The organism is Methylobacterium oryzae (genome assembly GCF_036441375.1).
Lineage (GTDB): Bacteria > Pseudomonadota > Alphaproteobacteria > Rhizobiales > Beijerinckiaceae > Methylobacterium > Methylobacterium oryzae_A.
In genome coordinates, this window is sequence record NZ_MLCA01000015.1 from 1 (window position 1) to 24,219 (window position 24,219).

Here is a 24,219-nt window from a genome sequence, read left to right on the forward strand (position 1 = left end):
GCGACGGCCGCGCTGGTGGCCGCCCCCGCGCGGGCCGAGTCGGCGCGCGCGGAGGGGCCGGCCTGCGCCGTCGCGAGCCCGCGCCTGTCGATCCTGTCTGGCACGCCGAACGCGCAGCCCGAGGCCGAGCGGTCGGTCTTCGGCCGCACCGATCTCTGCGCCGCCGACAGCGAGATCCTCACCGAGTTGGGGTTGCCGCGCCCGCCGGTCGAGGCGCCGCGCCCCCGTCACGCGGTCTCCGCATCGTTCGATTACAGGTCCGAGAGCGTGCCGGCCTCCGCGCCGGACGGTTCGCCGCACCGGCCTCCACGCCTGATCTGACGCGCGCCGGTCTCGACCCCGGCACGAATGCGCGCCTGTCCTGATCCGCGTTCGACCGGCATCGTGGCCGGTCCCGGGATCTGACTCGACGATGCGCGGGCCCATGCTCCGCGCCAGCCTCAGCAGACGCATGCTTTCAGGAGCGTCGGTACACGTGACCCGCAATCTCCCCGCCCGAATCCCGTCCCCGCGCCGCGCCAAGGCGATCCTGCCCGCGGCCCTGCTCATGCTCGGTCTCGCGGCCTGCAACCCGAAGCAGGCCGCCGCGCCGACTCCGCCAGTGCCGGAGGTCGGGTTCGTCACCGTCGAACCCCAGGCGATCCCCTACCTGCGCGACCTGCCGGGCCGCGTCGCGCCGATGCGCATCGCCGAGGTCCGCTCCCGCGTCTCCGGGCTCGTGGTGAAGCGGCTCTTCGAGCAGGGCAGCCAGGTCAAGGAAGGCGACATCCTCTACAAGATCGACCCGGCGCCCTACGAGGTCGAGCTCGCCAGCGCCGAGGCGTCGCTGGCCCGCCAGGAGGCGGCGCTCGTGCTCGCCCGCCAGCAGGCCGACCGGCTGGAACAGCTGCTCTCCCGCGCCACGGCGAGCCAGGCCCAGTACGACGCGGCCTACGCGGCCAAGAAGCAGGCGGAGGCCGAGGTGGCGGGCGCCAAGGCGAGCCGCCAGAAGGCGCAGCTCAACCTCGACTGGACCGACGTGCGCGCGCCGATCACCGGCCGCATCGGCCGGGCGCTGCTCACCGAGGGCACCCTGATCGAGCCGGGCTCCATGGGGGCGCTGGCCACGATCCAGCAGCTCGACCCGATCTACGTCGACATCACCCAGTCGGTGGGCGAGTTGAACCGCCTGCGCCGGGACCTCGCCAGCGGCGAGCTGGCGCGGCTGGAGGACAACACCGCCAACGTCCACCTGATCATGGATGACGGCTCGCTCTACCCGCTGGCTGGCCGGCTGCTGTTCTCGGACGTCACCGCCGATCCGAGCACCGGGCAGGTCACCCTGCGCGTGCAGTTCCCGAACCCCCACGACGAGCTGTTCCCGGGCATGTACGTGCGGGCGCGGATCAAGCAGGGCATCGATTCCGACGCCATCGCGGTGCCGCAGCAGGCGATCCAGCGCACCGATGACGGCCGCGCCGAGGTCTGGGTGGTGCGCGCCGACGAGACCGTCATGCGCCAGCCCGTCGAGGTCGGGCCGGTGGTCGGCCAGAACTGGCTGATCCGCTCCGGCCTCAAGGCCGGCCAGCGCGTCGTGACCGACGGCTTCCAGAAGATCACCGTGGGCGCCAAGGTGAAGCCCCTCGACCAGACCCCCGTCCACGGCGAGACCGGGCCGAAGCACGATACCGACGAGGCCCCCGAGGTCCCCGGCGACAAGGCGGAGGTCGCCCCGCGCGCCGCCGCCGTCCAGCAGCGCCACTGAGCCCGGGAGAGTCCGACCATGGCCCGCTTCTTCATCGACCGCCCGGTCTTCGCCTGGGTGGTGGCCCTGTTCATCTGCCTCGGCGGCGCGCTCGCCATCCCGAACCTGCCGGTGGCGCAGTACCCGGTGATCGCCCCGCCGCAGATCGCCCTGTCCACGGCCTATCCCGGCGCCTCCGTGGAGAGCCTCTACGTCGGCACCACCCGGCTCATCGAGGATGAGCTGAACGGGGCCGCCAACATCATGAACTTCGAGTCGACCACCGACTCGTTCGGCTCGGTCAACATCACCGCCACCTTCCAGCCCGGCACCGACTCGTCGCTCGCTTCCGTGGAGGTGCAGAACCGCCTGAAGCGCGTGGAGGCGCGCCTGCCCGCGGAGGTGCGCCAGAACGGCATCCTCGTGGAGGAGGCCTCGGCCGCGACCCTCAACATCATCACCCTCGTCTCCAAGGACGGGTCGATGGACGAGGTCGGCTTAGGCGACTTCCTCATCCGCAACGTCATCAACGAGATCCGCCGCATCCCCGGCGTCGGCCGCGCGACCCTCTACTCCACCGAGCGGTCGCTCCGGGTCTGGGTCGATCCCGACAAGCTGCGCGGGTTGTCGCTCAACGCCTCGGAGGTCACGGAGGCGATCCGCAACCAGAACGTCCAGGTCGCCTCCGGCTCGGTCGGCGCGCAGCCGAGCCCGACCCGGACGGCGCTGACCATGCCGATCATCGTGAAGGGTCAGCTCGGCACGATCGAGGAGTTCGGCGCCATCGTGCTGCGGGCCAATCCCGACGGCTCGAACGTGCGCCTGCGCGACGTCGCCCGGATCGAGCTCGGCGGCGACGCCTACCAGTTCTCGACGCGCCTGAACGGCGGCCCGGCCGCCGGCATCTCGGTGACGCTCGCCCCCGACGGCAACGCGCTGGAGACCGCCAAGGCGATCCGCGCCAAGATGGTGGAACTGTCCCAGTTCTTCCCGCCGGACCTGAAGTGGGACATCCCCTACGACATCACCCCGGCGGTCGAGGCCTCGATCGAGAAGGTGCTGCACACGCTGTTCGAGGCGGTGGTGCTGGTCTTCCTCGTGATGTTCCTGTTCCTGCAGAACATCCGCTACACCCTGATCCCCACCATCGTGGTGCCGATCGCCCTGATGGGCACCGTCACGGTGATGTGGCTTTCGGGCTTCTCGGTGAACGTGCTCACCATGTTCGGCATGGTGCTGGCCATCGGCATCCTGGTCGACGACGCCATCGTGGTGGTGGAGAACGTCGAGCGGATCATGAACGAGGAGGGGCTGCCCCCCAAGGAGGCCACCAAGAAGGCCATGGGGCAGATCACCGGCGCGATCATCGGCATCACCCTGGTGCTGATGGCGGTTTTCGTGCCGATGGCGTTCTTCCCCGGCTCGGTGGGCATCATCTACCGGCAGTTCTCGATCGCGATGGTGACCTCCATCGCGTTCTCGGCACTGCTCGCCCTGTCGTTGACGCCCGCGCTCTGCGCGACCTTCCTGAAGCCGGTCGCCAAGGGCCACGGCCACGCCAAGGGCGGCGTGTTCGGGATGTTCAACCGGTTCGTCGACCGGGAGACCGCCCGCTACGGCCGCGGCACCGCGGCCTTCATCCGCAAGTCCGGCCGGGTGATGCTGGTCTACGTCGCGCTGGTGGCGGGCACGGCTTACGCCTTCGTCAACCTGCCGGAGGGTTTTCTGCCCGTGGAGGACCAGGGCTTCTTCACGGTCGACATCCAGACGCCGCCCGGCGCCTCCTACAACCGCACCCAGGAGGCGGTCCGCAAGGTCGAGGAGTACCTGCTGGCCCGGCCCGGCGTCGCCACCGTGACGATGCTGAACGGCTTCTCGTTCTCGGGCCAGGCGCCGAGCACCAGCCAGGCCTTCGTCACCCTCAAGCCCTGGTCGGAGCGCGACGCCAAGAACTCGGCCGCCGCGCTGGTGGCCGGCACCAACGCGGCGCTCGCGAGCTACCGCGACGCTACCGTGGACGCGCAGGAGCCGCCGCCGGTCGACAACCTCGGCAACGCGGCGGGCTTCTCGTTCCGCCTTCAGGACCGGGCGAACCGCGGCTACGCGGCCCTGCTGTCGGCCCAGGAGCAGCTCCTGAAGCTCGCCTCGCAGAGCCCGATCCTCCAGAAGGTGAAGATCGAGGGCCTGCCGCCGACCCCGCAGGCGGAGCTGATCATCGACCGCGAGAAGGCGGCGGCCCTGGGCGTGAAGTTCGAGGACATCAACGCCACGATCCAGCTCAATCTCGGCTCGGTCTACCCGAACGACTTCCCCAACCGGGGCAAGATGCAGCGGGTCTACGTCCAGGCCGAGCAGCTCCAGCGCATGAACGCGTCGGACATCCTCAACTACGCGGTGAAGAACGCCACGGGGACGATGGTGCCGATGTCGTCCTTCGCGGAGCTGAAATGGGGCATGGGGCCGAGCCAGATCGTCGGCTACAACGGCTACCAGTCGGTGCGCTTCACCGGCGAGCCGAATCCCGGCTACACGTCGGGCGACGCGATCGCCGAGATGGAGCGGCTGATGCTCCAGCTGCCCAAGGGCTTCGGCTACGCCTGGACGGGCCAGTCCTACCAGGAGAAGCAGGCGGGGAGCCAGGCGACCCTGCTGCTGGCCCTCTCGGTGCTGATCGTGTTCCTGTGCCTCGCCGCGCTCTACGAGAGCTGGGCGATTCCCGTGTCGGTGATGCTGGTGATTCCGCTCGGCGTGATCGGCGCGTTGGCGGCCGTGTACCTGCGCGGCATGCCCAACGACGTGTACTTCAAGATCGGGCTGATCACGATCATCGGGCTCTCGGCCAAGAACGCGATCCTGATCGTGGAATTCGCCAAGGACCTCTGGAAGCCCGGGACCTCGGTGGTGCGGGCCGCGGTCGAGGCGGCGACGCTCCGGTTCCGGCCGATCGTCATGACCTCGCTCGCCTTCATCTTCGGCGTGGTGCCGCTGGCCATCGCCACCGGCGCCGCCTCGAAGAGCCAGCAGGCGATCGGCACCGGCGTGATGGGCGGCATGATCACCGCCACCGTGCTGGCGGTGTTCTTCGTGCCGGTGTTCTTCGTCGTCGTGATGCGCCTGTTCCGGCGCAAGGCGGTGGCGGAGGGCGAGGCGGCGGAGGCGCAGGCGCGGCACGAGCCCGCGCGGGTGGCGGCGGAGTGAGGCGGCGATCGCCGCTACGCGGTGTGCCCGGACTAGACCGTCAAACGTAAAGCACTTTCCCCTCCCCCTTGTGGGGAAGGGCCAGGGGTGGGGGTGGTGCCGGATCGCGCGTGACGGTGCCTCCTGCACCAGCCCCCACCTCCAACTCCTCCCCACAAGCTTGAGCGATCCCGGGCAAGCCCGGGATCGCCAGGGGAGGAGAGCGCGTCCCAGCCAGCGGTGTCGGAATGTCGTGGCCCGCAGAGGGGGAGGGGTGCGCGTGGGGCGCCGCGTCAATCCCGCGAAGCGTTAGCCATGATCGGGCGGGGAAAACGCACTTTGAAAGTCGACTGATGTCACTGACCCGCGACAGGCTCGGCCGTCGTCTTGTATACGGATGGTCCGAAGCTTGCTGACGCCGCGGTGGACACCGCCGGGGCTGCCGGCCGGTGGCGCATTCACGGTCTCGGAGATCCGCTTGTCCCGTTCAGCCCTGAAGATTCTCGCCCGCGGCGTGTCCGCGGTCGCGGTCGCGACGTTCGCGTTCGCCGCGCTGCCCGCGCAGGCCGCCAACGTGTTCCGCTTCGCCTTCCAGGGTGACCTGAAATCCCTCGACCCGTACTCCCTCAAGGAGAGCTTCACGGAAGGGATGCAGGAGGCGGCCTACGAGCCCCTCGTCACCCTCGACAAGAACCTGAAATTCGCGCCGGCCCTCGCGGAATCCTGGGAGACGCCCGAGCCGACCCGCTGGCGCTTCCACCTGCGCAAGAACGTCAAGTTCCACGACGGCACGCCGTTCACGGCCGACGACGTGCTCTTCTCCGCCCAGCGCGTCCGGGCGACGGGCTCGAACTTCACCACCAACGTGCCCGCCGACGCCGAGTTCGTGAAGGTCGACGACTTCACCGTCGACATGGTGCTGAAGAAGCCGAACCCGATCGCCATCGCCCAGTTCCCGACCTGGGTGATCATGTCGAAGGCGTGGTCCGAGAAGAACAACGTCGTCCAGCCGACGCCGCCCAGCGCCACCAGCCCGAGCTACGCCACCCTGCACGAGAACGGCACCGGCCCGTTCGTGATCACCGAGCACCAGCCCGGCGTGAAGACCGTCTTCAAGAAGTTCGACGGTTACTGGGGCAAGGTCGAGTCGAACCTCGACGAGGCCATTCTCACCACCATCGCCAACCCGGCGACCCGCGTCGCCGCGCTGCTCTCCGGCGAGGTCGACTGGATCGACCCCGTGCCGCTGCAGGACCAGCAGCGGGTCAACGCCAGCGGCACCGCCACCGTGATGGCCGGCCCCGAGCTGCGCACGATCTTCCTCGGCATGGACCAGGACCGGGACGAGCTGAAGGATTCGAGCGTCAAGGGCAAGAACCCGTTCAAGGACATCAAGGTGCGCGAGGCCTTCTACCTCGCCATCGACGAGGACACGATCGCCAAGCGCGTGATGCGCGGGCAGGCGGTGCCCTCCGCGCTGATGATCGCCCCGGCCCTCTACGACCGTGGCGCCGAGTTCAAGCGCCCGGCCACCGACCTCAAGAAGGCCAAGGAGCTGATGGCCCAGGCGGGCTACCCGGACGGGTTCTCGCTCACCATGGACTGCCCCAACGACCGCTACGTCAACGACGAGGCGATCTGCCAGGCGGTGGTCTCGATGCTGGCCCGCATCAACGTCAAGGTGAACCTCAACGCCCAGCCGAAGGCCAAGTACTTCGCCAAGGTGCTGGCGCCGGCCTACGACACCTCGTTCTACCTGCTCGGCTGGACCCCGTCCTCGCTCGACAGCCACAACATCCTCTACGAGATCGTCGGCTGCCGGAAGCCCGGCGACAAGTCCGGCCGCGGCGGCTGGAACCTCGCGGGCTACTGCGACCCGAAGATCGACGCGATCGCCGACAAGGTCGAGGGCGAGACCGACAAGACCAAGCGCGACGCCCTGATCAAGGAGGGCTTCGACGTCCTCAACGCCGACTGGGGCTACATCCCGCTGCACCAGCAGGCTCTGGCCTGGGGCGTGTCCAAGAAGGTCCACCTGACCCAGCGCGCCGACAACCTGCTGCTGCTCTACTGGGTCTCGAAAGACCCGCAGTAGAGGGCGGGGCGTGCTCGCCTTCCTGCTGCGCCGGGTGATCCAGGCGGCCGCGGTCCTCGCGGTCGTCGGGCTCATCGCCTTCGCGATGTTCCGGTTCGCGGGCGACCCCGTGAACCAGATCGTCGGCCCCGACACCACCGTGGCCGAGCGGGCCCAGATCCGGACGGATCTCGGCCTCGACGACCCGGTGCTGGTCCAGTTCGTCCGCTACGCCGGCAACGTGGTGCGGGGGCAGTTCGGCATCTCGTACCAGTTCCGGCAGCCGGTCTCGCAGCTGCTCGCCGAGCGCATGCCGGCGACGCTGGAGCTCGCCTTCTGCGCGACGGTCTTCGCCCTGGTGGTGGGGATCCTGATGGGCGTGTACTGCGCGCTGCGCCGCGACTCCTGGCTCGCCGGGCTGTTCCAGGCGGTGTCGCTGATCGGGATCAGCCTGCCGACCTTCCTGATCGGCATCCTGCTGATCTACCTGTTCTCGGTGACGCTCGGCTGGCTGCCCTCCTACGGGCGCGGCGACACGGTGCGGCTGGGCTGGTGGACCACCGGCTTCCTGACCGCCTCCGGGCTCAAGGCGCTGATCCTGCCCTCGGTGACGCTCGGCCTGTTCCAGATGACGCTGATCATGCGGCTCGTGCGCGCCGAGATGCTGGAGGTGCTGCGCACCGACTACATCCGCTTCGCCCGGGCGCGGGGGCTCACCACGCGGGCCGTCCACCTGCGCCACGCCCTCAAGAACACCCTCGTGCCGGTGATCACCATCGCGGGGCTGCAGCTCGGCTCGGTCATCGCCTTCTCGATCATCACCGAGACGGTGTTCCAGTGGCCCGGCATGGGCCTGCTCTTCGTCCAGGCCGTGCAGAACGTCGATATCCCGATCATGTCCGCGTACCTGCTGCTCGTCGCGCTGATCTTCGTGACCATCAATCTCGTGGTCGACATCCTCTACACGGTGGTGGACCCGCGCCTGCGGCTGCCCGCCGGGCGGACGGCGTGAGGGCGCACGCATGAGCGGACGCGACATCGATGCGGGCGACGCCCCGCCGGTCCCCCTGGTCGAGGTGCCACCCTCCCGGCTCGCGCGCTGGCGCGATTCCGACCTGCTGGCGAACTTCCTGCGCTCGAAAACCGCTGTGGCGGCGCTGATCGCCACGCTGCTGATGGTCGGGCTCGCCTTCGCGTCCCCGTGGATCGCCCCGCAGAACCCCTACGACCCGGCCCAGCTCGACCTGATCAACTCCAACCTGCCGCCGATCTGGCAGGCGGACGGTCAGGCGCCCTACTATCTCGGCACCGACGACCAGGGCCGGGACGTGCTCTCGGCGGTGCTGTACGGCCTGCGCCTGTCGCTGATCGTCGGCGTGCTCGGGGTGGTGACCTCCGGGATCCTCGGCATCGCGCTCGGCCTGATCGCCGGCTACGCCGGCGGCTTCCTCGACACGCTGATCATGCGGGTCGCCGACGTGCAGCTGACCTTCCCGGCGATCCTGATCGCCCTGGTGGTGGACGGCGTCGCCAAGGCGAGCTTCGGCAGCGCGCTCGATGTCGGGCCGCTGATCGGGCTGATCGTGGTGTCGATCGGCCTGTCCTTCTGGGTGCAGTACGCCCGGACCGTCCGCTCCTCCGTGATGGTCGAGAAGGGCAAGGACTACGTCCAGGCGGCGCGGCTGATCGGCCTGTCGCCTCCGGTGATCATGGTCCGCCACGTCCTGCCGAACGTCACCGGCCCGGTCTTCGTGATCGCGACGATCAACCTCGCGCTGGCGATCATCACCGAGGCGACGCTGTCGTTCCTCGGCACCGGCCTGCCCGAGACCATGCCGTCGCTCGGCACGCTGATCCGCACCGGCAACCGGTTCCTGTTCTCCGGCGAGTGGTGGATCGTCGCCTTCCCGGGGCTGGCGCTCGCCGGGCTGGTCATCGCCATCAACCTCCTGGGGGATTGGCTGCGCGACGCGCTCAATCCGAAGCTGCAGTGATGGATTCGGGTCTGCACATTCCCCCGCCATATCCTACCCTCCACCTCATCCTGAGGTGCCGGAGCGCAGCGGAGGCCTCGAAGGAGGGCTCCAGGGATCGCGCGGTTTCTGGAGGGCTCCTTCGAGGCGCGCTGCGCGCGCACCTCAGGATGAGGGCGCGGATTGGAGAAAGCTCCGTCGTCGGAGCCGCTACGCCATGACCGAGACCATCCTCTCCGTGCGCGACCTCACGGTCGCCTTCGACACCCGCCGCGGGCCGCTCACCGCTATCGACCGGGTCTCGTTCGACATCGGCCGCGGCGAGATCCTGGGCGTCGTCGGCGAGTCTGGGGCCGGCAAGTCGGTGACCGGCTCGGCGGTGATCGGGCTGATCGACCGGCCCGGCCGCATCGCCGGCGGCGAGATTCGCCTGCGCGGCGAGCGCATCGACAACCTCTCCCCGGAGGCGATGCGGCGGGTGCGGGGCAAGCGCATCGGCATGATCTTCCAGGATCCGCTGACCTCCCTCGACCCGCTGTTCCGCGTCGGCGACCAGATCGTCGAGACCCTGCGCACCCACACCGGCCTGTCGGCGAAGGCCGCCCGCACCCGCGCCATCGACCTGCTCGCCGAGGTCGGCATCCCGGCCCCCGAGCGGCGCATCGACGGCTACCCGCACGAGTTCTCCGGCGGCATGCGCCAGCGGGTGGTGATCGCGCTCGCGCTCGCCGCCGAGCCCGAGCTGATCATCGCCGACGAGCCGACCACGGCGCTGGACGTCTCGGTCCAGGCCCAGATCATCACCCTGCTCAAGCGCCTGTGCCGCGAGCACGGCACCGCGGTGATGCTGGTGACCCACGACATGGGCGTCATCGCCGAGGCCGCCGACCGGGTCGCGGTGATGTATGCCGGGCGGGTGGCCGAGATCGGCCCGGTCGCCTCGGTGATCGCCAAGCCGCACCACCCCTACGCGGTCGGCCTGATGGGGGCGATCCCGACCCTGTCGCAGGAGGCCGAAAGGCTCAGCCAGATCCCCGGCTCGATGCCGCGGCTCACCGCCATCCCGAAGGGCTGCGCCTTCAACCCGCGCTGCCCGAAGGTGTTTGCCCGCTGCCGCGTCGAGCGGCCGGAGCCGATCCCGGTCGACGCGAGCCGGGTGGCCTGTCACCTGTACGATGCAGCGGAGCGAGCGGCGTGAGCGCCTACGTCGAAGTCACCGACCTGCGCCGCCGGTTCGACGTCTCGAAGCCCTGGCTCAACCGGGTGATCGAGCGCGAGCCCCGGAAATTCCTCACGGCGGTCGACCGGGTCGGCTTCGCGATCGAGAAGGGCGAGACCTTCGCGATCGTCGGCGAATCCGGCTCCGGCAAGTCGACGGTGGCCCGGATGGTGGTCGGCCTGCTGCCGCCCACCGCCGGCGAGGTGACGATCACCGGCGTCTCGATGACCGACCCGCGCCAGGCCGCGGCGCGGCGGCGCCTGCGCGCCCGCATCCAGATGATCTTCCAGGACCCCTACGCGTCCATGAACCCGCGCTGGCGGGTCGGAAAAATCATCGCCGAGCCGATCCGGGCCTTCGACCTGATCCGCGGCGAGGGGGCGATCCGCGCCCGGGTGGGCGAGCTCCTCGGCCTCGTCGGGCTCCACCCGGACGACGCGCGGAAATACCCGCACGAATTCTCCGGCGGCCAGCGCCAGCGGGTGGCGATCGCCCGGGCGCTGGCGAGCCAGGCGGAGTTCCTGGTCGGCGACGAGCCGACCTCGGCGCTCGATGTCTCGGTGCAGGCGCAGATCCTCAACCTGATGCGCGACCTGCAGGACCGGCTCGGGCTGACCTACCTGTTCATCTCCCACAACCTCGCCGTGGTCCGCCACATGGCGACCCGGGTGGGCGTGATGTATCTCGGCCGCCTCGTGGAGGTCGCCTCCGCCAAGGACCTGTTCGCCGCGCCCCGGCACCCCTACACGCGGATGCTCCTCGACGCGGTGCCCGACCTCGCCCATGTCGGCCGCGCCCGGGTGCCGGTCTCGGGCGAGATCCCGAACCCGATCGACCCGCCGCCCGGCTGCACCTTCAACCCGCGCTGCCCGCTGGCGAATGACCGCTGCCGGACCGAGGTGCCGGCCCTCCTCGACGGCGTCGCCTGCCACGCCGTGCAGGAAGGACGGGCCTGAGGGACGGGCCTGAGTGGTGGGCTCGGGCGGGCGTTGCGCTCGGCCCTGGCAGGCGCTATGGCCCGACCCGATGGGGATGGAGTTCCCCGAAACCGCCCGTCAGGGCTGATGACTCCTACCGCGAAACCGGCGGTGGGAGTGCGTCTTGCAAGCACCCGCTGCCACGGCGGGTTTCTCATGCCCGCCCGACGAACTGGAGCGCGCATGTCCCTCACCACCTGCATCCTGGTCATGATCGGCGGGGCCCTCGGCACCCTGGCCCGCTACGTCGTCTCGGTGCTGGCGCTGCCCATCAGCCGCGACCTGCCCTGGGGCACGATCTTCATCAACGTGACGGGCTCGTTCATCATCGGCCTGTTCGGCACGCTGACCCTGGCGCATGGGCGCTTCCCGGTCTCCGAGAACGTCCGCCTGTTCGTGATGATCGGGCTGTGCGGCGGCTACACGACCTTCTCGTCGTTCAGCCTCCAGACCCTCGACCTCATGCGGAACGGCGCGGTGGTCCGGGCCATGGTGAACGTGTCCGCCTCGGTGGTGCTCTGCGTCCTCGCGGTCGCGCTCGGGCACGTCGTGGCGGCCCACTGGAACGGCGGCGCCGTGCAGATCGCCCAGGTCAGCATCGAGGAGGACGGCTGACCGGGCGGCGGCCGCCCGCGTCGGCGCGGCCCGGCCTCACGCGTCGCGCCACTGCGCGAAGGTCGCGGCCTGGCCCACCGGCGCGCCGTCGCGGTCGAGCTGCCAGACCACCGCCTCGTCGATCCAGAAGCGCCGGCCGTCCTTGGCGATCCGCAGGCCGCGATAGCCGCGGCTGAAGCCGTCCCGGGTGACCGCGTCGAGGAGCCGCTGCCGCTCGGCCCGCTCGGGAGCCTCGGCCGAGAGCCGCGAGGGCAGGCCGACGAGCTCGTCCCACGCGTAGCCGAAGCAGGCCTGCGCGGTCTGGTTGGCGTAGACGAAGCGCGGATCCGCGCCCCCGTCATGGGCGAGCACCGCGAACGGGGCCGCCGCGTAGAGCCAGTCCGCGTCGGCGCCCGCCGGCACCAGCGATTCGCCGAGCCGCCGCGCGTAGCTGCCGGTGAGCAGGGCGAAGAAGTCCGGGTCGCGCGAGAGGTCCGTCATGATCCCCTACAGGACAGGGTCCGCGTCGATGCGCATGCGCAGGATCGCGTAGGGCGGCTGCTGCAGGTCCCGGCCGCGGTTGAATTCCGGCCGCCGGTTGACCTGGGCCGCCGAGATATAGAGCCATCGGTCCGGGGTGATCCAGAACGTGTCGGCCCAGACCAGCCGGTCATCCGCGGCCAGCACCTCCACGGTGCCGTCCGGCAGGCGCCGGCCGACCGCGTTGTGCTCCTGCAGGCTGAGATAGACCCGGTCCTGGGAATCGGTGGTCAGTCCCCCGGTCATGCCCTTCTCGCCGAGATCCCGGACCGCGGCGGCCACGGCGGCGTCCGGGACGTCCGGGTCGCGCAGGGCCGCGGTGTCGACCGCGTAGAGCCGCCGGCTCATCAGCGGCGCGTAGTAGAGGCGGCCGCCGTCCGGGCTGAGCGCGATGCCGTTGGCGCCGCCCTTCGGGCTCTTCTCGGGCGCGTCGCCCTTCCGCTCCATCACGGGCCGGCGCTCCACGAACTTGACCAGGCCCTCCTCGGACCGCGTGCTGGCATGGTCCGCGAGGCGCCGCACCACCCGCCCGCTGTCGAGGTCGACCGCCAGGATCGCGCCCGCGCCGGACTGGCCCTGGTCGGTGACGTAGGCCAGCGCGCGGCCGTCGCGCATGTCGACCCGCAGGTCGTTCAGGGAGGAATCCGCGACCACGCCCGCGTCGAGGGGGACCGTCCGGCGGACGCTGTTCCGGGCGATGTCGATCGCCAGGATCTTCGGGCCGCCCGGCACCGGCCGGCCCTTCCCCTCCGGCAGGCCGGCATCGAGCACCCAGAGGGTGTCGTCGCGGTCGAAGACGCCGTTGGGCACGTGGAACAGCGAGGCCTGCGGCGCCCCCGGATCCGGGCGGTTGGTCGCCGCGTCCGGGTAGGGCTTCACCGACCCGTCGGGCAGCACCTCGCCGAGGGTGATCGGCTCCGCGCCGGTGAAGCGCGGCATCATCACGAAGATCCTTCCGCCCCGGGCGATGGCGAGGCCCGTCGGGGTCGAGGGCGCGTCCGCCGCGATGGCGAGCTCCAGCGTCCTGACGGGCCGGCTCGTCGGGGGCGACGGCGTCGCGGCGCGCGCCGCGGGGGCGGCGAGGGCCGCGAGACCCGTTCCGAGCAGGCGGCGGCGGTCGAGGCGCATGGGGATCCTGTCGCGGAGATCATCGGGGCGAGCGCCTGGGCGCGTCGCTCAACCTGTGCGGATGCCGGCCCAACGCGCGGACCCGGTGCACGATCCCGCATCGCGGCGTCGCGGCGGAATCCCGGCACAGGTCCGCGCCACCGGCGATCGGGAGCCGCCCACGGGCGGTCCACAGGTGCCGGGGCGCGACGCTGGCTCCGGCCCACGGCGTCACGCTAAGCACGCACGTGACGGGCGTCCGATTCGGCGCCGCCCGGGCCGCGGCCGGGGCAAGCGATGTGGAGAGGTGGGACACGCATGGATCCCGAAGGATCCGGACCGACGCCGGACACCGCGCCCCGGCCCGCCGCCGGGCCGCTCCGGGTCCTCGCCCTGGCGGTGCAGAAGGGCGGGACGGGCAAGACCACCCTGGCGGCCTCCCTGGCCGTCGCCGCCGCGGAGGCGGGCGAGCACGTGACCGCCCTCGATCTCGACCCGCAGGGCTCGCTCGCCGGCTGGGGGGCCCTGCGCAGGACCGACGGCAAGAGCCACGGCAAGAGCGACGGCGACGCCGTCGCGGTCGACCGGGTCCAGCCCTGGGAGATGGGCCAGCTCTCGGAGATCCTCGGCATCCTCGCCGAGCAGGGCACGACGCTCGCCGTCCTCGACACGGCCGGCAGCGCGTCCGGCCTCGCGCCCGCGCTGAAGGACGCCGACTTCGTCCTGATGCCGGTCCGGCCCTCCCGGCTCGACATCGTGGCCGCCCGGCCCACGCTCCAGGCGCTGGTCGGCCTCGGCCTGCGGGAGCGGCTCGCCCTGGTGCTGAACCAGTGCCCGCCGCCGCCCTCGCCGCGCACCAGCGCCTACGCGGCGCAGCTGCGGGCCTTGGGCGTCCTGGCCGAGCCCGGGATCATCCACCGGGTCGACCACCAGGACGCCCTGGCGACCGGGCTCGGCGTCACGGAATTCGCCCCCGGCAGCCAGGCCGCCGAGGAGGTCCGGGCGCTTTGGGCCTGGATCGACGGGAAGATGCGGGCCGCCCCCGCCCGCTGAGATCAGCCCTGGCCGAGGGCCGCGAGGATCCGCGCCCAGGAGCGCGTGCCCTTGTGGAAGCTCGTCAGGTCGTACTTCTCGTTCGGCGAGTGGATCCGGTCGTCGTCGAGCCCGAAGCCGATCAGCAGGGTGTCGCGACCCAGGATCCGCTTGAAGTCGCCGACGATCGGGATCGACCCGCCCGCGCCCACGGTCACCGCCGGCACGCCCCACTCGTCCTGCAGCGCGGCCTTGGCGGCCCCGAGCTGCGGCATGTCGAAGGGCAGGCTGATCGCCCGCGAGCCCTTGTAGGTGATGACCTCGACCGTGCAGTCCGACGGCACGCGGGCTCGCACGAAGGCCTCGAAGCTCTCGGCGAGCCGCTTCGGATCCTGGTCGTCGACGAGGCGGAACGAGACCTTGGCGGAGGCGGTGGACGCGATCACCGTCTTGGTGCCCTCGCCGGTATAGCCGCCGATGATGCCGTTGGCGTCGCAGGAGGGGCGCGACTGCACCAGCTCGATGGGCATCCGGCCGCGCTCGCCGGCGGGCTCCTTGAGGCCGATCGGGCCGAGCAGCGTCTCCGGGGTCAGGCCGAGGCCGCGCCACTGCTCCAGAACCTCCGGCGGGCGCTCGTGCACGCCCTCGTAGAAGCCCGGGATCGTCACCCGCCCGTCCGCGTCGTGCAGGTCGGCGATGATCTTGGCGAGCACGTGGATCGGGTTGCGCGCCGCGCCGCCGAAGAAGCCGGAATGCAGGTCGCGGTCGGCGCAGGTGACCTTCACCTCGAAATAGGCGAGGCCGCGCAGCGACGAGGTGATCGCCGGGGTCTTCCGGTCCCACATGCCGGTGTCGCAGACCAGCACCACGTCGCAGCCGAGTTTCTCGCGGTTGGCCGCGACCCACTCGGGAAGACCCTGCGAGCCGCTCTCCTCGGCGCCCTCGATCAGGATCGTGACGCCGCAGGGCAGCTCGCCGCTCATGGCGATGGTGGCCCGGCAGGCCTCCACGAAGGTCATCACCTGACCCTTGTCGTCGGAGGCGCCGCGCCCGACGATCACCTTGCCGCCCTGGCCGTCCTCGGCGATGCGCGGCTCGAAGGGCGGCGTCGTCCAGAGATCGAGCGGGTCGACGGGCTGCACGTCGTAGTGGCCGTAGAACAGGACGTGGGGCGCCCCGGGCTTCGGCTTGTGCGCCAGCACGACCGGATGGAGCGAGGTCTCCTCGACCGAGGTCGCGAAGCCCAGCGCGGTCAGGTCGTTGGCGAGCCAGGCGGCGGCCTCGCGGCACTGGCCGGCATAGGCGGGATCGGTGGAGATCGACGGGATCCGCAGGAAGGCGAACAGCCGCTCCAGGGCGTTCTCCAGATCCGTGTCGATGTCGTTGAGGATCGCGTCGAGCGCGGCCATCGGGGGCTCCGGGGTGCGGCGGGGACTCTTGTGGGAACGAGGGTTAGCCGAGGCAGGGCCGCGGCGGCAATGTCGGAGGCCGGCGCGGCCGCATTTGGGGACGCCGCGCGGCGGCTCATCCCGCTGCGCGAGCGTCGAACCCGAGCTCCGCCGACCGTTCGCGGGGTGAGACAGCGCGCTCCGGAACAGGCGCAGTTTGGAATGGTTATCGACCGAAACCACAGGCCGGTGCCCGCACGTCGCTGCCGGTTGCCGCCCCGGACCGATCCGTTCCCGCCCGGCCCCGGCCGGCCCAGACCGTGGACGACATCATGCGCCTCGAGAACCAGCCGCCGGTGTCGGCGGATACGCCGATCGGCATCACGCTGACGATCAACGGGCAGCGGCGCGAACTCCAGGTCGCGCCGTGGACCACGCTCCTCGACCTGCTGCGCGAGCGGCTCGACCTCACCGGCACCAAGAAGGGCTGCGACCACGGCCAGTGCGGCGCCTGCACCGTGCTGGTGAACGGCACCCGGGTGAATGCCTGCCTGACCCTCGCGGTGATGAAGGACGGCGCCGAGATCACCACGGTCGAGGGTCTCGCCGCCCTCGGCGACCGGGCCGGCAGCAACGGCCTCCACCCGATCCAGGAGGCGTTCATCGAGCACGACGCCTTCCAGTGCGGCTACTGCACGCCGGGCCAGCTCTGCTCGTCGGTCGGCCTGATGAACGAGGGCCACGCTTACACCCGGGACGAGATCCGCGAGGCGATGAGCGGCAATATCTGCCGCTGCGGCGCCTACACCAACATCGTCGACGCCATCGAGGACGTCATGCAGGGAGGCGCCCGATGAACCGCTTCGACTACGTCCGCGCCGGCACGGTGGCGGAGGCGGTGCAGGCCTTCGGGGCCGGGGCCCGCTTCATCGCCGGCGGCACCAACCTGATCGACCTGATGAAGTACGAGGTCGAGAAGCCGGGCCGGCTGATCGACATCACCCGCCTGCCCCTCGACCGGATCGAGGACAACGGGGACGGCCTGCGGATCGGGGCGCTCGTGACCAACGCCAAGGCGGCCTACGACGATCGGGTCGCGGCCCGGTACCCGCTCCTGCGCAACGCCATCCTGGCCGGCGCCTCGGCGCAGCTGCGCAACGCCGCCTCCACGGGCGGCAACCTGCTCCAGCGGACCCGCTGCTACTATTTCTACGACGTGGCCACGCCCTGCAACAAGCGCGCGCCCGGCTCCGGCTGCCCGGCGATCGGCGGGATGAACCGCATCCACGCGATCTTCGGGACGAGCGAGCACTGCATCGCCACCCACCCCTCCGACATGTGCATCGCGCTGGCCGCCCTGGAGGCGACCGTGCGGGTGAGCGGGCCGCAGGGCGACCGGTCGATCCCGTTCTCCGAGTTCCACCGCCTGCCCGGGGACGCCCCCGAGCGGGACACGAACCTCGCCCCCGGCGAGATCATCGTGTCGGTGGATTTGCCGGAGAGCCGCTTCCCGCAGCACTACACCTACCTGAAGCTGCGCGACCGGCTGTCCTACGCCTTCGCGCTGGTCTCGGTGGCGGCGGCCCTGGAGCTCGACGGCGACACGGTGAAGACCGCCCGGCTGGCGCTCGGCGGCGTCGCCCACAAGCCCTGGCGCAACCGCGCGGCCGAGGCCCTGCTGGAAGGCAAGCCCGCGACGCGCGAGAGCTTCCAGGCGGCGGCCGACCTGGTCGTCGCGGAGGCCAAGCCCCAGTCGGAGAACGGCTTCAAGATCGATCTCGCCCGGCGGGCCATCGTGCGCGGCCTCGAGCAGGCCGCCGCCGGCACGCCCCAGTCGCTCAGCGACAAGCGCATCCAGTAGGGCCCGCCATGACCCAGACCTTCAGCTCCACCGGCCGCGACACCTTCGTCGGCAGCCCGCGCAGCCGCATCGACGGGCCCGCCAAGGTTACCGGGCTCGCCAAGTACGCGGGCGAGTTCGCCGCGCCTGACCTCGCCTACGGCGTGGTCGTGTCGAGTTCGATCGCCAAGGGCCGGATCAAGGCCATCGACTCCGCCGAGGCCGAGGCGGTGCCGGGCGTCCTCAAGGTCCTCACCCACGAGAACCGGCCGCGCACCGCGTGGCGGGACAAGAACTTCCAGGACCAGGTGGCGCCCCCCGGCTCGCCGTTCCGCGCCCTCTACGACGACCTGATCGTGTTCAGCGGCCAGCCGGTCGCCCTGGTGGTGGCGGAGGATTTCGAGACCGCGCGCTACGCCGCGTCCCTCGTCCGCGTCAGCTACGCGATGGAGGAGCCCGGGACCGACCTGGAGGCCCTGCGCGGCACCGCCTACGACCCGCCCTACAAGCGCACGGGCATCAAGCCGCCGCCGCAGCCCTGGGGCGACGCCGACGAGGCCTTCGGCAGCGCGCCGGTCCGCGTGCAGGGCGCCTACAGCCTCGCCGACGAGCACCACAACCCGATGGAGCCTCACGCCTCCACCGTGGTGGTCGAGCAGGACGGCACCTACACGGTCTACGACAAGATCCAGGGCGTCTCGAACAGCCACCAGTACCTCGCCAACGTCTTCGGCCTGAAGCCCGATCAGGTCCGGGTGCTCAACCCCTATCTCGGCGGCGGCTTCGGCTCGGGCCTGCGCCCGCAGTACCAGCTGTTCCTGGCGATGCTGGCCGCCCAGGAGCTGCAGCGCTCCGTGCGGGTGACCCTGACCCGCGACCAGATGTGGAGCTTCACCTACCGGTCCGAGGCGCTGCAGACGATCGCGCTCGGCGCCGAGCCGGATGGGACCCTGACGGCCCTGCGGCACGACGCCGTCCAGGGGACCTCGCAGTACGAGGATTACCAGGAGGTCGTCGTCAACTGGTCGGGCGTCCTCTACCGGTGCGACAACGTCGCGCTCGGCTACCGGCTGGTGAAGCTCGACACGCCGACGCCCGGCGACATGCGCGCGCCCGGCGCGGTGACCGGCGTCTTCGCCATCGAGACCGCGATGGACGAGCTCGCCTACGCGACCGGGCTCGACCCGATCGACCTGCGGCTGAAGAACTACGCCGAATCCGACGCCACCGCCGAGGGCAAGCCCTTCGGCTCGAAGGAGCTGAGGAGCTGCTTCCGGCAGGGCGCCGAGCGGTTCGGCTGGGCGAAGCGCTCCGCCGAGCCCCGCTCCATGCGCGAGGGCCGGGAGCTGGTCGGCTGGGGCGTGGCCACCGGCATCTGGGAATCGATGATGATGCAGTCGAGCGCCATCGCGACCCTGACGCCGGACGGCCGCCTGACGGTCGGCAACTCCACCGGCGACATCGGCACCGGCACCTACACGATCCTCACGCAGATCGCGGCCGACACCCTCGGCCTGCCGATGGAGGCGGTGACGACCAAGCTCGGCGATACCCGCCTGCCGGAGGCCCCGGTCGCCGGCGGGTCCTGGACGGCCGCCTCCTCGGGCACCGCCGTGATGAAGGCCTGCCGCAACGTCGGCGCGCAGGTGTTCAAGCTCGCCCGCGCCATGGAGAACTCGCCGCTCGCCAACGTCGACTTCGACCGCGCCGTGTTCGCGGACGGCCGCATCGCGGTCGCGGGCGATCCGGGCCGCAGCGTCGCGCTGGTGGACGTGCTGCAGGCGGCCGGAATCGACAAGGTCGAGGCCGTCGAGGAGGCCGGACCCGACAAGGACTTCAATCAGAAATACGAGGCCTACACCCACTCAGCGATATTCGCCGAGGTGAAGGTCGACGAGGAGCTGGGTCAGGTCCGGGTCACCCGGATCGTCTCGGCGATCGCGGCCGGAAAGGTGCTGAACCCGAAGACGGCCCGCAGCCAGATCCTCGGCGGCGTGGTGATGGGGATCGGCTCGGCTCTGGAGGAGGAGTCGATGCTCGACCACCGGATCGGGCGGTTCATGAACCACAATCTCGGCGAGTACCACGTGCCCGTCCACGCCGACATCTACGACATCGACGTGATCTTCGTGGAGGAGGAGGACAGGGCGAACCCGCTGGGCGTGAAAGGGCTCGGCGAGATCGGCATCGTCGGCACCGCGGCGGCGATCGCCAACGCGGTGTTCCACGCCACCGGCAAGCGGGTGCGCGACCTGCCGATCACCGTCGACAAGCTCCTGTGAACGGCGAATGTTTCACAGGAAGCATTGACGGTTCGGCAAGTAGTCGATCCCGGGAGAGCCGCCGCGCTGCGCGTGCGGCGGCTCTCCCACAGGATGCAGGATCCGCGCGGGTCGCGCTGGACCGCTCCGCCATCGCGCGCGCGGCGAAGCGACCCAGGGCGGCGCGCGATCGGTGGATGTGGCGCCCTTGGATCGCTTCGCTCCGCTCGCAAGGACGATGATGCAACCGCGCGTTGACCTGGGAACCGACACGGCATCCCCGTGAGCCACCTGCTGCAATCCTGGCGCTTCTGGGCGCTCGCCGCCGCCGGCTTCGCGGCGCTGACCGCGATCCTCGCCAAGGTCGGAGTCGCGGGCGTGCATTCGGACGTCGCGACCCTCGTGCGCACCGCGGTGATCCTGGTCTTCGCCGGCGCAATCGTCGTGGCTTCCGGTCAGTCGGGCGGCCTCGCGCAGATCTCCGGCCGGAGCCTCGTCTTCCTCACCCTGTCGGGGCTCGCCACCGGGGCGTCGTGGCTCTGCTACTTCCGCGCCCTGTCGCTGGGGGACGCCGCCCGGGTCGCGCCGATCGACAAGCTCAGCGTCGTGCTGGTGGCGATCCTCGGCGCCACCCTGCTCGGCGAGACCTTCAGCCTCGCCGCCTGGGCCGGCGTCGCGCTGATCGCGGCGGGCGCGGCCCTCGTCGCGTCCGGGCTGTGAGCATGCGCGCTGGCGCACCGATCCCTTAACGCGATGCGCGCATCCTGCGGTTGCCTCTCGAAAGGGGACCGTCATGGAATGGGTTTATCGCGGCTTCGAGACCTCGCTTCTCGGTCTCGCTCTCTGTCTCGGACTCGGCGCCTGCCTGACGCTCGGCACGGAGCACGGACCGGCCGGCACGCTCTCCGTCACCCTGCCGATGCTCACGGTGACCGCCCCCGCGCCCTGAGGCTCGGGAGCGGCCCGATCCGGCGCGGCGTCAGGCGGCGCCCTTCACGGCGCGGAACATGAAGCCCCGCGCCTCGGCGTCCATCTCCGCCTTGAAGGCGTGGCGGCCCTTCAGCGCCTCGGCGGCCTGGGCGGCCGGCCGCGCGTTGAGCGCGTCGAGGTGGCGCTTGACGTTGGGCAGGTCCCCGAAGGCGCCCTCGCCGAGGACGAAGGGCACCATCCGGGCCCAGCCCCAGACCGCCATGTCGACGATCGTGTAGGTGTCGCCCAGCACGTAGGTGCGGTCGGCGAGGCGCTGGTCGAGGATGTCCCAGTGCCGGCGCGCCTCGAAGGCGTAGCGCTCGGTGGCGTAGGCGCCCCCGTCCTGCGCGAAGTGGCGGAAATGCACGCACTGGCCGGAGAACGGCCCGATGCCGGTCGCCACGAACATCAGCCAGGACAGCATCTCGCCGCGGACCGGCTCGCCCTCCGGCAGGAACCGGCCGGTCTTGCCCGCCAGGTACATCAGGATCGCGTTCGAATCGAACACGGTCACGTCGCCGTCGACGATCGCCGGCACCTTCCCGTTCGGATTGACGGCCGTGTAGGCGGGGTCGAACTGCTCGCCCTTGCGGGTGTCGACCGGCACCGGCTCGTAGGGCAGTCCCATCTCCTCGAGGCAGAGGGCCACCTTCATGGGGTTGGGGCTGAGATTGTAGAAGAATCGAATCACGGCGCTCTCCCTGAACGACCCGGGCAGGATGTCCGGGCCCCGCGCCGGCACAAGGCGCGGCCGCGCAGGGCGGCTATTCCACGACGACCTTGTAGCCGCGTCCCGGCACCAGCGCGGCGCCCCGCTCCAGCCCGTTGAGGACGAGGAACCGGTCGAGGGCCCGGTCGGGCACCGCCATGCGGCGGGCGAGGTCCTCGGCGCTGGTCGAGGTGGCCTGGACCACCTGCAGCCGCAGGGGACGCAGGACCGCCTCGTCCGGCGCGACCGCGACCAGGGTCGCGGTCCAGCGGCGGAAGGCCGGGTCGGGGTCGGTGGCGCCCTTGGCGGCCATGATCATCCGGTAGGTCGAGTCGCCGATCCGGATGGCCGCGAGCCGGAAGGTCCACTCCTTCCCCCGCGACAGCGCGAAGGCCGCCGGGTGGCCCGCCACCTCCCGGGTCTCGAAGCCGGCCGGGTCGAGGGCGTCGTTCCAGCTCGCCCTGAGCACGGCCTCGAGGGGCTGGCCGTCCTTGGCCTCGATCTGGTCGAACAGCAGGCGCCGGCCGCCGTCCTGGGTCGTCCCGAGCACGGCCGAGCGTGTGTTCTCCAGGGTGAAACCCTCCGGCACCTCGAAGGCGATGCCGAGGCCGGGATGGATGAAGCGGTGCCCGCGCACCGCGCCGTCGCGCGGATTGTCGCCGTAGGCGAGCCCGTCCACCGCCGCGAGGTAGGTGGCGCGGTCGTCGGTGCCGATGCCCGGAGCACCGATGCGGCGGGCCGCCCGGGTGACCTGGGTGATGCGCTCGGCCGTGCCCGGATGGGTCGCCAGCATGTCGGGCGCGGTGGCGCTGCCGGCCTTCAGCCCCGTCGAGCGGTTGAGCGCGGCGAGGAAGCGCCCGGCCGCGAACGGGTCGTAGCCGGCCTTGGCGAGGGTGCGCACGCCGGTGGCGTCCGCCTCCAGCTCCTGCTCGCGGGAGAACCGGGCGAGAGCGAAGCGGGACTGGTGCTGCAGCTGCGCGCCAGTATCGGGATCGTTCAGCACGTCGGCCACGACGCGGCTGACGAGCGCCGAGCGGAGCTCGAGCTCGCTGCGGGCCGTGGCGTGGTTGAGGGTGACGTGGGCCATCTCGTGCGCCAGCACGGCGGCCACCTCGGAGGTGTCGCTCGCCAGGGCCACGAGGCCGCGGGTCACGTAGAGCCGGCCGTTCGGCAGCGCGAAGGCGTTGACCACCGGCGAGTCGAGGAGCGTCACCGTGTAGGCCTGGTCGGGCCGGTCGCTCGCCTTCACGAGGCGGTCGGTCACCTCCGTGAGCAGCCGCGTCACGTTGGGCGCCCGGGCCTCGCCCCCGAAGGAGGCGACGAGCTTCAGGTGGTCGGCATCCGCGGCGCGCTCGCGGCCGGTGGTGCGCGGCGCCTCCGCGGGCACCCGCACCACGGCCGGCCGCACGGTCGGCTCGGTCTGGTCGGCGACGCAGGCGCCGAGCAGCAGGGCCACGCCGCCCAGCGCCACCAAGCCGAGCGGGCGCCGGCCCGCCGCGCGGATCCGCCCCGAGATGTCGTGCCCCGTGATCCCGCCCATCGCGATCAGCGCCGCAATCCCCGTTCCCCGTCCGGACCGGCTTCCGGCCGGTCCGTCTCCTCGAGCGTCTCGAGCCCGTCGAGAGCGACCTCCACGGTCGGGCCGCGCCGGACCTCCAGGAGGCCGCGCACCCGCACGCGCCGGCCTTCGAGCGAGGCCGCACTCAAACCACGGGCGCGCATCATTCGCCAAGTGCGTTTCGATACTGTCACCGTGAGGCCGTCCGTGCCGCGGGCCGCGAAATCGAGGTAGGTGCGCGCGCCGCGCTCGCCGACATGGCGTATTCGGCCCTCCACGACGACGAAATGCCCGGCCCTCGCCCGGAGCGCCGGACCGTCCTGGGCCGCCGGGACCGCGGCGCCCCAGAGGCCGAGCCCGCGCGCGCGGGCGGCCGCCTCCACGAGGCGCAGGCCGGGCCGGCAGAGCGAATCGGCCTCGTTCGCGTCCGCGTAGGCCAGCCCGGCCCCGATGAGCCCGCCCGCGAGATCCGCGCCGTCCTCCGCGCTCAGGAGATCGGCCCGCACCCGGTCCCACCGGTCGGGCAGCCCGCGGGGAACTACCGTGACCCGGGCGCCCCGCCGGGCCTCGAGCCAGGCCTGTGCCGCGGATGCAGCCTCCGGCGCGTCCGGCCAGCGCAGCGAGTCCGGCACCGCGCGCAGCCCCGACACCAGACGGATCTCCCCCCGAGGCCCGATCCCCGCCACGACCTCGTCGCGCGCCGGACCGGCCGCGCAGTCGGACGCCCCGGTCCGCGGCGCGGCCCGGGTCGTGGATGGCGGCATCGCGGCGAGCGCTGCCGCCAGCAGGGCCGCCGGCGATGCCGGCAGCCTGAACGCCGGCCTGACCGCCGGCCTGACCGCCGGCTTGCCGCCGGCGCTCCGGCCCCGGCCCGCGATCCCGCGCATCGAATCTCCCGGTCGCGGGCCCCGCCACCGCACCTCTCCACCGGGCGCGGTTGGCCTCGGCCGGCGAGAATGCTATGGAGCGCGCGGTTGTCTCCGTAGCTCAGCTGGACAGAGCACAGGTTTCCTAGAAGGTTCAATTGGGCGTCGCGCCGGGAAACCGCGCGGCGGATCCGCTCAAAGTCGGGGAAAGC

General features: G+C 71.3%; 21 protein-coding genes and 1 riboswitch. Of the genes, 15 read left to right on the forward strand and 6 right to left on the reverse strand.

Features of this window, described 5'->3' with window-relative positions; genetic code table 11:
* The 9 genes from MOTC310_RS28070 to crcB form a co-directional block, all read left to right on the forward strand.
* Positions 1-321: hypothetical protein (locus MOTC310_RS28070; protein WP_331304137.1), on the forward strand; the 321-nt coding region annotated here is incomplete at its 5' end.
* A gap of 226 nt (positions 322-547) precedes the next feature.
* The gene (locus tag MOTC310_RS28075) at positions 548-1,744 is read left to right on the forward strand and encodes an efflux RND transporter periplasmic adaptor subunit (RefSeq protein ID WP_331293061.1); all 1,197 of its coding nucleotides are present in this window, start codon (positions 548-550) and stop codon (positions 1,742-1,744) included.
* Between the two features lie 18 nt (positions 1,745-1,762).
* Positions 1,763-4,921 (forward strand): efflux RND transporter permease subunit, encoded by a 3,159-nt coding sequence (locus MOTC310_RS28080; protein ID WP_331304138.1) that lies wholly within the window; start codon positions 1,763-1,765, stop codon positions 4,919-4,921.
* Positions 4,922-5,378: 457 nt separating this feature from the next.
* Complete coding sequence (locus tag MOTC310_RS28085) at positions 5,379-6,995, forward strand: ABC transporter substrate-binding protein (protein ID WP_331292968.1); 1,617 nt, start codon at positions 5,379-5,381, stop codon at positions 6,993-6,995.
* Positions 6,996-7,005: 10 nt separating this feature from the next.
* Positions 7,006-7,986, forward strand: coding sequence for an ABC transporter permease (locus MOTC310_RS28090; RefSeq protein WP_331292967.1), 981 nt, complete (start codon positions 7,006-7,008; stop codon positions 7,984-7,986).
* 10 nt (positions 7,987-7,996) lie between these two features.
* Positions 7,997-8,968, forward strand: coding sequence for an ABC transporter permease (locus MOTC310_RS28095; RefSeq protein WP_331304139.1), 972 nt, complete (start codon positions 7,997-7,999; stop codon positions 8,966-8,968).
* Between the two features lie 196 nt (positions 8,969-9,164).
* Positions 9,165-10,145 (forward strand): ABC transporter ATP-binding protein, encoded by a 981-nt coding sequence (locus tag MOTC310_RS28100; RefSeq protein WP_331304140.1) that lies wholly within the window; start codon positions 9,165-9,167, stop codon positions 10,143-10,145.
* Positions 10,142-11,122: an ABC transporter ATP-binding protein gene (locus tag MOTC310_RS28105; protein WP_331304141.1), complete on the forward strand. Its 981-nt coding sequence runs from the start codon at positions 10,142-10,144 to the stop codon at positions 11,120-11,122. The genes MOTC310_RS28100 and MOTC310_RS28105 overlap by 4 nt, the downstream gene beginning before the upstream one ends.
* Positions 11,123-11,185: 63 nt before the next feature.
* Positions 11,186-11,247: riboswitch (Fluoride riboswitch) on the forward strand.
* Positions 11,248-11,326: 79 nt separating this feature from the next.
* Positions 11,327-11,758 (forward strand): fluoride efflux transporter CrcB, encoded by a 432-nt coding sequence (gene crcB, locus MOTC310_RS28110; protein ID WP_331292963.1) that lies wholly within the window; start codon positions 11,327-11,329, stop codon positions 11,756-11,758.
* 36 nt (positions 11,759-11,794) lie between these two features.
* Here the strand turns inward: crcB and MOTC310_RS28115 are convergent, their stop codons facing one another.
* On the reverse strand, positions 11,795-12,238 hold the full coding sequence (locus tag MOTC310_RS28115) for an MEKHLA domain-containing protein (RefSeq protein ID WP_331304142.1): 444 nt from the start codon (positions 12,236-12,238) through the stop codon (positions 11,795-11,797).
* A 6-nt stretch (positions 12,239-12,244) separates the two neighbouring features.
* Positions 12,245-13,405, reverse strand: a complete 1,161-nt coding sequence (locus tag MOTC310_RS28120) for an SMP-30/gluconolactonase/LRE family protein (protein ID WP_331304143.1) — start codon at positions 13,403-13,405, stop codon at positions 12,245-12,247.
* A gap of 297 nt (positions 13,406-13,702) precedes the next feature.
* Here MOTC310_RS28120 and MOTC310_RS28125 point away from each other — a divergent pair, with 297 nt between their 5' ends.
* Positions 13,703-14,437 (forward strand): ParA family protein, encoded by a 735-nt coding sequence (locus MOTC310_RS28125; RefSeq protein WP_331304144.1) that lies wholly within the window; start codon positions 13,703-13,705, stop codon positions 14,435-14,437.
* Between the two features lie 2 nt (positions 14,438-14,439).
* Here MOTC310_RS28125 and MOTC310_RS28130 read toward each other — a convergent pair whose 3' ends face one another.
* Complete coding sequence (locus MOTC310_RS28130; RefSeq protein WP_331304145.1) at positions 14,440-15,825, reverse strand: M20/M25/M40 family metallo-hydrolase; 1,386 nt, start codon at positions 15,823-15,825, stop codon at positions 14,440-14,442.
* Between the two features lie 311 nt (positions 15,826-16,136).
* On the opposite strand from MOTC310_RS28130, the gene MOTC310_RS28135 reads away from it, so the two are divergent.
* The 5 genes from MOTC310_RS28135 (at position 16,137) to MOTC310_RS28155 (ending at position 20,854) form a co-directional block, all read left to right on the forward strand.
* A complete protein-coding gene (locus MOTC310_RS28135; RefSeq protein WP_331304146.1) occupies positions 16,137-16,661 on the forward strand; it encodes a (2Fe-2S)-binding protein in 525 nt (174 codons plus the stop codon).
* Complete coding sequence (locus tag MOTC310_RS28140; protein WP_331304147.1) at positions 16,658-17,665, forward strand: FAD binding domain-containing protein; 1,008 nt, start codon at positions 16,658-16,660, stop codon at positions 17,663-17,665. Before MOTC310_RS28135 ends, MOTC310_RS28140 begins: the two co-directional genes overlap by 4 nt.
* An 8-nt stretch (positions 17,666-17,673) precedes the next feature.
* A complete protein-coding gene (locus MOTC310_RS28145; protein WP_331304148.1) occupies positions 17,674-19,926 on the forward strand; it encodes a xanthine dehydrogenase family protein molybdopterin-binding subunit in 2,253 nt (750 codons plus the stop codon).
* Positions 19,927-20,187: 261 nt separating this feature from the next.
* Positions 20,188-20,625 carry an EamA family transporter gene (locus tag MOTC310_RS28150; protein WP_331304149.1) on the forward strand — a complete coding sequence of 146 codons (438 nt, stop codon included), beginning with the start codon at positions 20,188-20,190 and terminating at the stop codon, positions 20,623-20,625.
* A 73-nt stretch (positions 20,626-20,698) separates the two neighbouring features.
* Positions 20,699-20,854 carry a hypothetical protein gene (locus MOTC310_RS28155; RefSeq protein ID WP_331292954.1) on the forward strand — a complete coding sequence of 52 codons (156 nt, stop codon included), beginning with the start codon at positions 20,699-20,701 and terminating at the stop codon, positions 20,852-20,854.
* 30 nt (positions 20,855-20,884) lie between these two features.
* Here the strand turns inward: MOTC310_RS28155 and MOTC310_RS28160 are convergent, their stop codons facing one another.
* From MOTC310_RS28160 to MOTC310_RS28170, 3 genes are all read right to left on the reverse strand, one after another.
* A complete protein-coding gene (locus MOTC310_RS28160) occupies positions 20,885-21,565 on the reverse strand; it encodes a glutathione S-transferase family protein (protein WP_331304150.1) in 681 nt (226 codons plus the stop codon).
* Positions 21,566-21,638: 73 nt separating this feature from the next.
* On the reverse strand, positions 21,639-23,123 hold the full coding sequence (locus MOTC310_RS28165) for a M48 family metalloprotease (RefSeq protein WP_331304151.1): 1,485 nt from the start codon (positions 23,121-23,123) through the stop codon (positions 21,639-21,641).
* Positions 23,124-23,128: 5 nt separating this feature from the next.
* Positions 23,129-23,905, reverse strand: a complete 777-nt coding sequence (locus tag MOTC310_RS28170) for a thermonuclease family protein (protein WP_419539974.1) — start codon at positions 23,903-23,905, stop codon at positions 23,129-23,131.
* Between the last annotated feature and the right edge of the window lie 314 nt (positions 23,906-24,219).

What these genes read in the sequence shown, in the direction of transcription:
- MOTC310_RS28135 (WP_331304146.1), top strand. Translation starts at nt 16,137, where the DNA reads ATGCGCCTCGAGAACCAGCCGCCGGTGTCGGCGGATACGCCGATCGGC.
- MOTC310_RS28080 (WP_331304138.1), top strand. Translation starts at nt 1,763, where the DNA reads ATGGCCCGCTTCTTCATCGACCGCCCGGTCTTCGCCTGGGTGGTGGCC.
- MOTC310_RS28130 (WP_331304145.1), bottom strand. Translation starts at nt 15,825, where the DNA reads ATGGCCGCGCTCGACGCGATCCTCAACGACATCGACACGGATCTGGAG.
- MOTC310_RS28140 (WP_331304147.1), top strand. Translation starts at nt 16,658, where the DNA reads ATGAACCGCTTCGACTACGTCCGCGCCGGCACGGTGGCGGAGGCGGTG.
- MOTC310_RS28165 (WP_331304151.1), bottom strand. Translation starts at nt 23,123, where the DNA reads ATGGGCGGGATCACGGGGCACGACATCTCGGGGCGGATCCGCGCGGCG.
- MOTC310_RS28155 (WP_331292954.1), top strand. Translation starts at nt 20,699, where the DNA reads ATGGAATGGGTTTATCGCGGCTTCGAGACCTCGCTTCTCGGTCTCGCT.
- MOTC310_RS28125 (WP_331304144.1), top strand. Translation starts at nt 13,703, where the DNA reads ATGGATCCCGAAGGATCCGGACCGACGCCGGACACCGCGCCCCGGCCC.
- MOTC310_RS28075 (WP_331293061.1), top strand. Translation starts at nt 548, where the DNA reads ATGCTCGGTCTCGCGGCCTGCAACCCGAAGCAGGCCGCCGCGCCGACT.
- MOTC310_RS28145 (WP_331304148.1), top strand. Translation starts at nt 17,674, where the DNA reads ATGACCCAGACCTTCAGCTCCACCGGCCGCGACACCTTCGTCGGCAGC.
- MOTC310_RS28120 (WP_331304143.1), bottom strand. Translation starts at nt 13,405, where the DNA reads ATGCGCCTCGACCGCCGCCGCCTGCTCGGAACGGGTCTCGCGGCCCTC.
- MOTC310_RS28095 (WP_331304139.1), top strand. Translation starts at nt 7,997, where the DNA reads ATGAGCGGACGCGACATCGATGCGGGCGACGCCCCGCCGGTCCCCCTG.
- MOTC310_RS28100 (WP_331304140.1), top strand. Translation starts at nt 9,165, where the DNA reads ATGACCGAGACCATCCTCTCCGTGCGCGACCTCACGGTCGCCTTCGAC.
- crcB (WP_331292963.1), top strand. Translation starts at nt 11,327, where the DNA reads ATGTCCCTCACCACCTGCATCCTGGTCATGATCGGCGGGGCCCTCGGC.
- MOTC310_RS28170 (WP_419539974.1), bottom strand. Translation starts at nt 23,905, where the DNA reads ATGCCGCCATCCACGACCCGGGCCGCGCCGCGGACCGGGGCGTCCGAC.
- MOTC310_RS28115 (WP_331304142.1), bottom strand. Translation starts at nt 12,238, where the DNA reads ATGACGGACCTCTCGCGCGACCCGGACTTCTTCGCCCTGCTCACCGGC.